Below are 8,831 nucleotides of genomic sequence, written 5' to 3' on the forward strand. Positions count from 1 at the left end.
CTCAGAGAGAGATCGGATTCACCGGCAGCCCCCTGTGAGAACAGGGGGCTGCCACCTTGTCAGGCGGTGGCCGGGGGAAGGGCACCCGTTCACTCCCGTACGGTCCAACCGCCTGCGGTCGCCGACATCCGCCGTGCCCCGTGCGCGGTTCAGCGCGGCGGCCTCAGCGCGGCGTACGTTCCCGCGCCCGCTGCCAGCAGCATCACGCAGCCCGTGAAGATCAGGCCGGCCGGGCGCAGTCCGAGCCAGGTGGCCATGGCGCCGACTCCGACCACCGGAAGCGAGATCCCGGCATAGGCGACGACGAAGAACGCCGAAATGGTGCCGCCACGATGCCGCGCCGGGGCCGCGCCGCTGACCAGGGTGAGCGCCGCGCGAAAGGCCAGTCCCTGGCCGGTGCCGCCGCACAGCGCGCCGAGGACGAGCAGGGGCAGGGATTCGGTGATCAGCGATGACGCCACCAGCAGCAGGCCCACGACGAGGATGCCGCACCCCACGGGAAGCGCGAGGCGCGCGCCGACCCGTGGCGTCAAGGACTGCCCGACGGTCGAAGCGAGGAACACGGAGAACACCACCGCGCCGGAGACGGCCAGGTTGTGCACACCCAGGGTCCGCGCGGCAAAGCTCGGCGCCACCGCCGTGAACAGCCCGAGCAGCGAGAAGCCCGCGAACGCTGCCAGGGAGGTGGGCGTGAACACACCTTTCATTTCCGGAGGTACGGAGACCCCCTGCGGCTTCGGACGCGGCCACCGCTTCGGCTCCGGCACGGTCTCCGGCAGGAGCCAGGTGATCCCGGCGGCGGCGCCCACCAGCCCCAGGTGGACCCAGAACGGCAGCACCAACGGCCCGGGCGTGTACTGCGCGAGGAGGCCGGAGAGCAGCGGACCGCAGCCCAGACCGCCCATGTTCGCCGCAGTGGCGGCGAAACCGGCACGCGCCTTCTGCCCGGGTCCCGCAAGTTCGATGACGGCCGCCGTCGCCGCGCCGCTCAGCAGCCCGGCCGCGCAGCCGGACAGCAGCCGCCCCACGAAGAGCAGAGGAAGGCCGTTCTGCAGGAGAAAGCATCCCGCGCTCGCGGCCGACAGGGCCATGGCACCCAGGAGCACAGGTCTGCGGCCGGCCTCGTCGGAGTAGTTGCCCGCCACCAGGAGCACGGTGATCACCGCGACGGCGTACACGGCGAAGACCACCGTCACCATCAGCTCGGAGAACCCGATCTGCTCCTGGTAGAGCCCGTACAAGGGTGTGGGCAGGGTGGTTCCGGCCATCCCGACGGCGAACACCGCGGCGGCGGCCAGGTAGCCCGGCCGCCGGCGAACGTGTGGATTCATCAGTCCCAGAGTTTGTACGTCACGACCCGGTCCGTCTGTGCCGGCGTGCTGTCCGTGTAGACGAGCTGCAGCCGGGTGAAGTGCTGGAGTTCCGGATGTTTCTGCCAGCTCTGCGGGCGGTCGAGCCGCACATCGACCGGGTAGGTGTGGAACTTGCCTGCGGCGCAATAGGGCTGACAGTCATTCACCGCGTCCAGTCCGCTGCCCACGGCGGACGTCGGTCCCCAGTGGGTCCAACGCAGCGTGATGAGGCGGTTGTTGCCGTCCCCGCAGGCGATCAGGAAGTCACCGGGGCGTACTTGTGAATTCGAGAAACAGTCGACGGCCACCGCGCGAGCAGGCGAGGCCGGACGTGCGGAAGCGGATGTCGGTACCGCTGCCGCCGCGAGCGCCGCGGCAGCACACAGCATGACCGCTGTTCTGATTCTGTCTCGTTGCATGTCGGCTCCCCAGCTGCCTCTCTCCGAGTCCGAGCGGCCTTCCCGTCGCACCGGACCCGCCCTGTGTGCCGAGGCCTGCGCGTCAGCAGCAGTCGTCGGTGGCGGTGCCCTTCCTCCAGCGGTCTGTCCTGAATCGACAGTACGACCGTGTCCAGGTATGCACCACCCGTGCGGGTATCCGCCACGTGAAGCAGGAGGGATTCAGTTGCCCGAGCCGGAGCCGACCGCGTTGTGCCGGACGGGCAGGTCAAGCGTCATGTACGTACTGGGCGAATCCTCGGACGAGAAGCCCCGGACCGTGACGAGGCCGATGTGCCCCGTACTCCTGGTGACGCAGACCTGCCGCCCCTGCGAGAGCTTCTTCAGATGGACGGTCCGGGATTCTCCGTCGTCGGCAGCTCCGGGCTCCGGCGGGCAGGAACTGCCCGGGCGCACCGGGTCGAGGTTGCGTCCTTACGGGCCGGCTCCCAGGTCTCGCGTTCGGGCGCGGAGAAAAGTGATGGACAGAGATCGTACGAGCGACAGACTGGTCCCATGACCCGATCGGACCTCAAAGCAGATCTTCACCTATACCTTCAGGATGCTCGCGATGCCCTGTTGTGGAAGCTTGAGGGGCTGTCGGAATACGACATCCGCCGCCCCATGACTCCCACCGGAACCAACCTATTGGGACTGGTCAAGCACATGACCGGCGCCGAGGCGATGTACTTCGGCGAGACCTTCGGGCGGCCGTTCGACGCGCCGCCGCTCTGGATCGTCGGCAATGCCGAGCGGAACTCCGACATGTGGGCGACCGCAGACGAGTCGCGTGAGCAGATCGTGAAGATGTATCGCCAGGCGTGGGCCCACTCGGACGAGACCATCGAGTCGTTGCCCCTCGACGCGGTCGGCCGAGTGGCCTGGGGAGAACGCAGCGAGGTGACGCTCCACCGGACTCTCGTCCACATGATCGCCGAGACGGATCGCCATGCCGGGCATGCCGACATCGTCCGGGAGCTCATCGACAACGTCGTCGGACTGCGGACCGGAAGCGACTGCATGGCGCCCGGCGATTCGGCGTGGTGGGAGAGCCACCGCAGCCGGCTGGAGCGCGTGGCCCGGGAGGCGGACGGACGCGCTTAGGGCGTCTCGTTCGGATCGTGCTGGGCTCGCGTCCCCCGGTGCCGCGCCTCGCCGCGTTGCACGGCATTGGGCACCGCGCGCCCTGTCCGGCCTGATCCGCAGGACAGGCCCTGGATCCGGGCGGCTGCGTCACACTGATGGTCCCGTCACCGTACGAGCGAGGCGACCGATGGCATTGCGGTTCAGCGCCACCAACCCCGAACACCCCGCGCTCCTCCTCGAACTGCCCTGGCACCTGCCGCTCGAGGAGTGGCCGGAGAAACACCTGGTGACGCTGCCCCGCGGCATCTCCCGCCACGTCGTGCGCTACGCCAGGGCCGGGTCCGACGTGGTGGCGATCAAGGAGCTTGCCGAGCGCCCGGCGGTACGCGAGTACGAACTGCTGCGCACCCTTGCCCGGCTCGGCATACCCGCCGTGGACCCACTCGCCGTGGTCACCGGGCGTACCGGCAGCGACGGGGCGCCCCTGGAGCCAATGCTGATCACCCGTCACCTCAACGGGTCCCTGCCCTACCGCTCGATGTTCGAGACGACCATGCGCCCGACCACGGTGCACCGCCTCATGGACGCACTCGCCGTACTGCTCGTCCGATTGCACCTGGCCGGATTCGCCTGGGGCGACTGCTCACTGTCGAACACGCTCTTCCGCCGGGACGCAGGGGCCTACGCCGCCTACCTCGTGGACGCGGAGACCGGCGAGGCGCACAGCCGGCTCAGCGAAGGACAGCGTGCATACGACATCGACCTGGCCCGGGTGAACATCGGCGGAGAGATGCTCGACCTGGAGGCCTCCGGCGCGCTCCATCCGTCGGTGGACCCGATCGCGTTCGGCACGGAGATCTGCCGGCGGTACGAGGAGCTGTGGAAAGAGCTCACCCGTACCTCGGTCTATCCGGCCGGCAAGTACCACTACATCGAACGGCGCGTGCGCAGGCTCAATGATCTCGGCTTCGACGTCGCCGAGATGCAGATCGTCAACTCTGCGGACGGCGACACGATCACATTCGTCCCGAAGGTCGTCGACGCGGGCCATCATCAACGCCAGCTGTTGCGGCTCACGGGGCTCGACGCCGAGGAGAACCAGGCCCGCCGGCTCCTCAACGACCTCGAGAGCTGGATGGCGACACAGGAGGACTACGCGCCGGGCGACCCGCTCGGCGCCCGGGCGGAGGTGCTGGCCCACCGTTGGGTCCGCGAGGTGTTCAGGCCCACGGTGCGTGCCGTACCGCAGGACCTCCGCAGCTCCATGGACCCGGCCGAGCTCTATCACGAGCTGTTGGAACACCGGTGGTACATGTCCGAGCGCGCACAGGGGGACATCGGCCTTCAGGCGACCGTGGCGGACTACGTCGCCACGGTCCTTCTCCGTCCCGCCACCGAAGTGCCCCCGGGAAGCGGTTCTCCGTCACCCGAGTGACCCCGTACCGGGCCGGGCCCCGCGCTGCACGGACTCGCTTCGTAGCGGCCGGACCCGCCCCGCCGTGACACGCCGCATCCCTGCCCGTCGGCCGTCGCACAGCGCGTCGCGCGGGTCGCCCGGTGTGTGGGCAAGGTGTACAAAGAGGGCATGACCGGACGGGACGGCCGCCGACGCTCGGTTCTCAGGATGCGAACTGTCGCAGGTCAGGTCTTTCTCCTGCAGGTGGCGATCGTCGTGTTGCTCGTGGCCGCCGCGGTGGCCACGCTCGTACTGCAGTCCCGGGCCGACAGCGTAAGAGAAGCCCGTAACCGTTCGATCGCTGTCGCCCAGGCCTTTGCCAGCTCGCCGGGGATCGAGGCGGCACTGAAGAGCCCCGACCCGACCGCGGTCCTCCAGCCACTGGCCGAGCGGGCCCGGAAGCTCACCGGCGTCGATTTCGTCGTCGTGCTCAACCGCGCCGGAATCCGCTACACCCACCCCCTGCCCGACCGGATCGGGAAGAAGTTCGTCGGCAACCTGAAGCCCGCGCTGAACGGCGGAATCGTTGTCGAGGAAGTCACCGGGACCATCGGACCCCTCGTTCAGGCGGTGGTACCCGTCACCGGTCATGACGGCCGCGTGGTGGGTCTGGTCTCCGCCGGGATCACCATCAAACGCGTGAGCGGCGTCGTCGAGCAGCAGTTCCCTCTGCTGTTCGGCTCCGCCGCGGGAATCCTGATGCTCACCACGGCCGGGACGGCGCTGGTGAGCAGACGGCTGCGCCGCCAGACGCACGGCCTCGGCCCCGCCGAGATGACCCGGATGTACGAGCATCACGACGCCGTCCTGCACGTGGTGCGCGAGGGCGTCCTCATCGTCAGCGGCGACGGCCGGCTGCTGCTCGCCAATGACGAGGCCCGTCGGCTGCTCGGCCTGCCGGCGGACGTGGAGGGGCGCGTGGTCACCGAGCTCGCGCTCGACCCGGTCACCACGGAGTTGCTGGTCTCGGGAAAGGCGGTGACCGACGAGGTGCTTCCGGTCGGCGAGCGCCTGCTCGCTGTCAACCAGCGGTCGACCGACCGGGACGGCGGCCCGCCCGGCAGCGTGACGACCCTGCGCGACACCACCGAACTCCAGGCGGTCACCGGCAGGGCCGACGTGGCGCGCGGACGACTGAGTCTGCTGTATCAGGCCGGCACCGAGATCGGCACCACGCTCGACGTGGTGCGTACCTGCGAGGAACTGGCGGAGTTCGCGACCGCCCGCTTCGCCGACTTCGCCACCGTCGATGTGATGCAGGCGGTCCTGCGCGGTGAGGAGCCCACGCGCGCGGGCCCGGACACCGAGTGGCGTCGTACCGCCGTCAGAGGCGTTCGGGACGACTCGGTGCTCCACCCCGTCGGTTCGCTGCTCCGCTTCCCGCCGACCACGCCCATGGGGGCCGGCCTGCGCACGGGGGAGGCGGTCCTCGACGCGGATCTGGCGGCCCTTTCCGGGTGGCAGCGGCAGGATCCCGCGAGAGCCCGGGAGTTCCTCGCGTACGGAATCCACTCGTTGATCGCGGTTCCACTGCGCGCCCGCGGCGCGATCCTGGGCGTTGTCCTGTTCTGGCGCGCCGGGGAGTCCGAGCCGTTCGAGGACGAGGACAGGGCGCTCGCGGAGGAAATGGTCGCCCGGGCCGCGGTGAGCGTCGACAACGCCCGCCGCTACGCACGCGAGCATGCCATGGCCGTGACCCTGCAACGCAGCCTGCTGCCGCGCGGCGTCCCCGACCAGACCGCCATCGATGTCGCCTACCGGTACCTGCCCGCACAGGCCGGTCTGGGCGGTGTCGGCGGGGACTGGTTCGACATCATCCCGCTGCCCGGCGCCCGCGTCGCGCTCGTCGTGGGCGATGTCGTCGGCCACGGACTGCACGCCGCCGCGACCATGGGGCGCCTGCGCACGGCGGTCCACAACTTCTCCACCCTGGACTTGTCGCCGGGTGAACTCCTGTGGCACCTCGACGAACTGGTCGCCCAGATCGACCAGGACGAGGCCGTCGACAGCGCCGACGCGGAAGTCGCCGGCGCCACCTGCCTCTACGCGATCTACGATCCGGTGTCCGGGCGCTGCACCATGGCGCGGGCCGGCCACCTCCAGCCCGTGGTCGTCCACCCGGACGGCACCTCGGAATTCGCCGACGTGCCCGGCGGCCCGCCGCTGGGGCTCGGTGGCCTGACCTTCGAGAGCTTCGAAACGCAGTTGCCCGAGGACAGCCGGCTCGTGCTCTACACGGACGGTCTCGTCGAGGACCGGCACCGGGACATCGACGAGGGCCTGTCCCTGCTCGTCCGGACGCTCGGCGAGAACGCCGACCGGACTCCGGAGGAGACCTGCGACGCGGTCCTGCGCACCCTCGTGCCCGATCTCGCCCGCGACGACATCGCGCTGCTCGTCGCCCGTACCCGCAGACTGGACGCCGCGGACGTCGTTCAGATGGACGTTCCCAGCGACCCGTCGTCGGTGTCCCGGGTGCGGGCCGAGGTGTCCCGCAAACTTGCCGAATGGGATCTGGTGGAAGAGGCGTTCACCACGGAACTGATCCTCAGTGAACTGGTCACCAACGCCATTCGCTACGCCGCCGGCCCCATCGGGGTGCGGCTGCTCCGCGACCGCTCCCTGATCTGCGAGGTCTCCGACCACAGCAGCACCTCGCCCCATCTGCGGCAGGCGGCCACCACGGACGAGGGGGGCCGGGGACTGTTCCTCGTCGCCCAGTTCGCCGACCGGTGGGGAACCCGCTACACGGACCACGGCAAGGTCATCTGGACCGAGCAGGCACTGCCGACCGACACACTGCCGGGCGGCCCCCCGAGTCTGTGACCAGGCCCGGCCACAGTCCGTGTGGCGGTCCCGGCTGCCGGTCCGGGGCGCCGAACCTCGCGTACGAGAGCGTTCACGTGAGCGCGAGAGCGAGCACCGCCCGGTCGTCGTCCGCTCCGGCCGACCACGCCTCCCTGTCCGCCCTGATGAAGCACACGAGATCCTCGGGATCCGGAGTCCTGCCGCCGCCGTCGAAGTGATCCGTCAGCCGGGCCGTCAACCGATAGAACTCCCCCCCCCCGCGTTCCGCAGAGCACCGCACACGGAGAGTGGAGAACGGGCCGTCAGGGCGTCGGCGACATGTTCCGGGCCGCGTCATCGAACCGCGGTGTCACGGGTGAAATTGTGATGCCACCCATAGGAGCTGGGTCACATCCTAAGGACAGTAGTAGGCCGGAGGTTGCCAACAAGGCGAATAAACGCCATGGAATATGGCATTTCGGACATTTCTCCGTAGTTGGGTAGTACGTCACATAATTGCGCTCCGTCCTTTCCGTCGCTAACCATGGCTGTCGTTGCGTGGAGCAGTGGTCGGGCCCGGCGGATTCGCCGGACCGTCGCTCAAACCCGCAGCAGCGGGGTTCGGCTCCGCAAGCCGCCGCAACCGAGACCGGTCGGCAACACCCAAGACGTCCCCATTGGAGAGTCCCTTCCGTATGACCACGTACACGCAGATCCGCACCAGCCGCATCGCCCGCCTCCGCACGCTGACCGTCGCCGGTATCGCCACCGTGGGTGCCGCAGCAGCAGCCCTCACCCTGACGTCGACATCCGCGCAGGCCGCCGAGGTGGCACCGGCGACGGTGGGCGCCTCCGTGGTCAAGGTTTCGGCGGACGGTGGCCAGGGCGGCACGGGATACGCCAACAACCTCGACGGCTGGATCAAGGAGTCGCTGGCCATCATGAAGGCCAAGGGCATCCCCGGCACCTACGAGGGGCTGCACCGCAACATCATGCGCGAGTCGGGCGGCAACCCCGGCGCTCAGAACAACTGGGACGTCAACGCGAAGAACGGTGTGCCGTCCAAGGGGCTGCTCCAGGTCATCCAGCCGACCTTCAACGCTTACCACGTCGGTGGCACCGCGAACGACCTGACCAACCCGGTCGCCAACATCACCGCGGCCGCCAACTACGCGGCCGACCGCTACGGGTCGATCGACAACGTCAACTCCGCCTACTGAGTTGTAGACCCGGCGCCCGCTTCGCGAGCCAGGACCGGCATGGTCGGCACACACCGACCATGCCGGTCCTTCGGCATCCCCGGCGGTTCGCCCGATGAACGGCCGGTGCCGTGGGTTCGTGAAGGTGTGGGCCGTCAGCGCCGCGGGGGGCAGGTTCTGCCGCACGGCGCGAGGCGCGCCGGAGCGGCCCGTACGATTTCGGCCGCACCGCCGCCGATCGGTTCCAGCAGGATCTCGGCCGCGCGCGCCTGAAATCGACGACCAGGCGGTCTGGCTCGACGACGGTACGGTCGCTTACGCACTCCCCGGCGCGGCCGGCCGGGCAGCATCTGGACCGTGTCCGCAGACGGCACCGGGGCACCCCGCGTGGCTGTGTCGGGCGGCTCGTCGCCGGTGGGCGGTCGGCTGAGCGGGGCGGCCGTGACTCGGTGGTGGGCGGATCAGGCTCCGGTGCCGGGGCGGGACCCGGTGGCGGCCCGGCGCAGTTCTTCGC

The 8,831-nt window shown here is 69.6% G+C and carries 8 protein-coding genes; 4 read left to right on the forward strand and 4 right to left on the reverse strand.

Annotated features, from left to right (window positions below):
• Nucleotides 1–149: 149 nt before the first annotated feature.
• The 3 genes from ACFU8Q_RS35645 to ACFU8Q_RS35655 all read right to left on the reverse strand — a co-directional run bounded on the left by ACFU8Q_RS35645 (nt 150) and on the right by ACFU8Q_RS35655 (nt 2,206).
• The gene (locus ACFU8Q_RS35645; RefSeq protein ID WP_384462525.1) at nt 150–1,331 is read right to left on the reverse strand and encodes an MFS transporter; all 1,182 of its coding nucleotides are present in this window, start codon (nt 1,329–1,331) and stop codon (nt 150–152) included.
• A complete protein-coding gene (locus ACFU8Q_RS35650; RefSeq protein WP_384462528.1) occupies nt 1,331–1,771 on the reverse strand; it encodes a hypothetical protein in 441 nt (146 codons plus the stop codon). The genes ACFU8Q_RS35645 and ACFU8Q_RS35650 overlap by 1 nt, the downstream gene beginning before the upstream one ends.
• Before the next feature lie 201 nt (nt 1,772–1,972).
• Entirely contained in the window at nt 1,973–2,206 is a 234-nt protein-coding gene (locus ACFU8Q_RS35655) for a hypothetical protein (RefSeq protein ID WP_384462531.1), read from the reverse strand.
• A 99-nt stretch (nt 2,207–2,305) separates the two neighbouring features.
• On the opposite strand from ACFU8Q_RS35655, the gene ACFU8Q_RS35660 reads away from it, so the two are divergent.
• The 3 genes from ACFU8Q_RS35660 to ACFU8Q_RS35670 all read left to right on the forward strand — a co-directional run bounded on the left by ACFU8Q_RS35660 (nt 2,306) and on the right by ACFU8Q_RS35670 (nt 7,157).
• Nucleotides 2,306–2,893, forward strand: coding sequence for a DinB family protein (locus tag ACFU8Q_RS35660; protein WP_384462534.1), 588 nt, complete (start codon nt 2,306–2,308; stop codon nt 2,891–2,893).
• 169 nt (nt 2,894–3,062) lie between these two features.
• On the forward strand, nt 3,063–4,310 hold the full coding sequence (locus tag ACFU8Q_RS35665; protein ID WP_384462537.1) for a DUF4032 domain-containing protein: 1,248 nt from the start codon (nt 3,063–3,065) through the stop codon (nt 4,308–4,310).
• Nucleotides 4,311–4,460: 150 nt separating this feature from the next.
• A complete protein-coding gene (locus tag ACFU8Q_RS35670; RefSeq protein WP_384462540.1) occupies nt 4,461–7,157 on the forward strand; it encodes a SpoIIE family protein phosphatase in 2,697 nt (898 codons plus the stop codon).
• A gap of 73 nt (nt 7,158–7,230) precedes the next feature.
• On the opposite strand, the gene ACFU8Q_RS35675 is transcribed toward ACFU8Q_RS35670, so the two are convergent.
• Complete coding sequence (locus ACFU8Q_RS35675; protein ID WP_384462543.1) at nt 7,231–7,377, reverse strand: hypothetical protein; 147 nt, start codon at nt 7,375–7,377, stop codon at nt 7,231–7,233.
• 436 nt (nt 7,378–7,813) lie between these two features.
• Here ACFU8Q_RS35675 and ACFU8Q_RS35680 point away from each other — a divergent pair, with 436 nt between their 5' ends.
• A complete protein-coding gene (locus ACFU8Q_RS35680; protein WP_384462546.1) occupies nt 7,814–8,338 on the forward strand; it encodes a transglycosylase SLT domain-containing protein in 525 nt (174 codons plus the stop codon).
• Nucleotides 8,339–8,831: the final 493 nt, after the last annotated feature.

Origin of the sequence: Streptomyces sp. NPDC057543 (assembly GCF_042801895.1) — a bacterium.
Classification (GTDB): domain Bacteria; phylum Actinomycetota; class Actinomycetes; order Streptomycetales; family Streptomycetaceae; genus Streptomyces.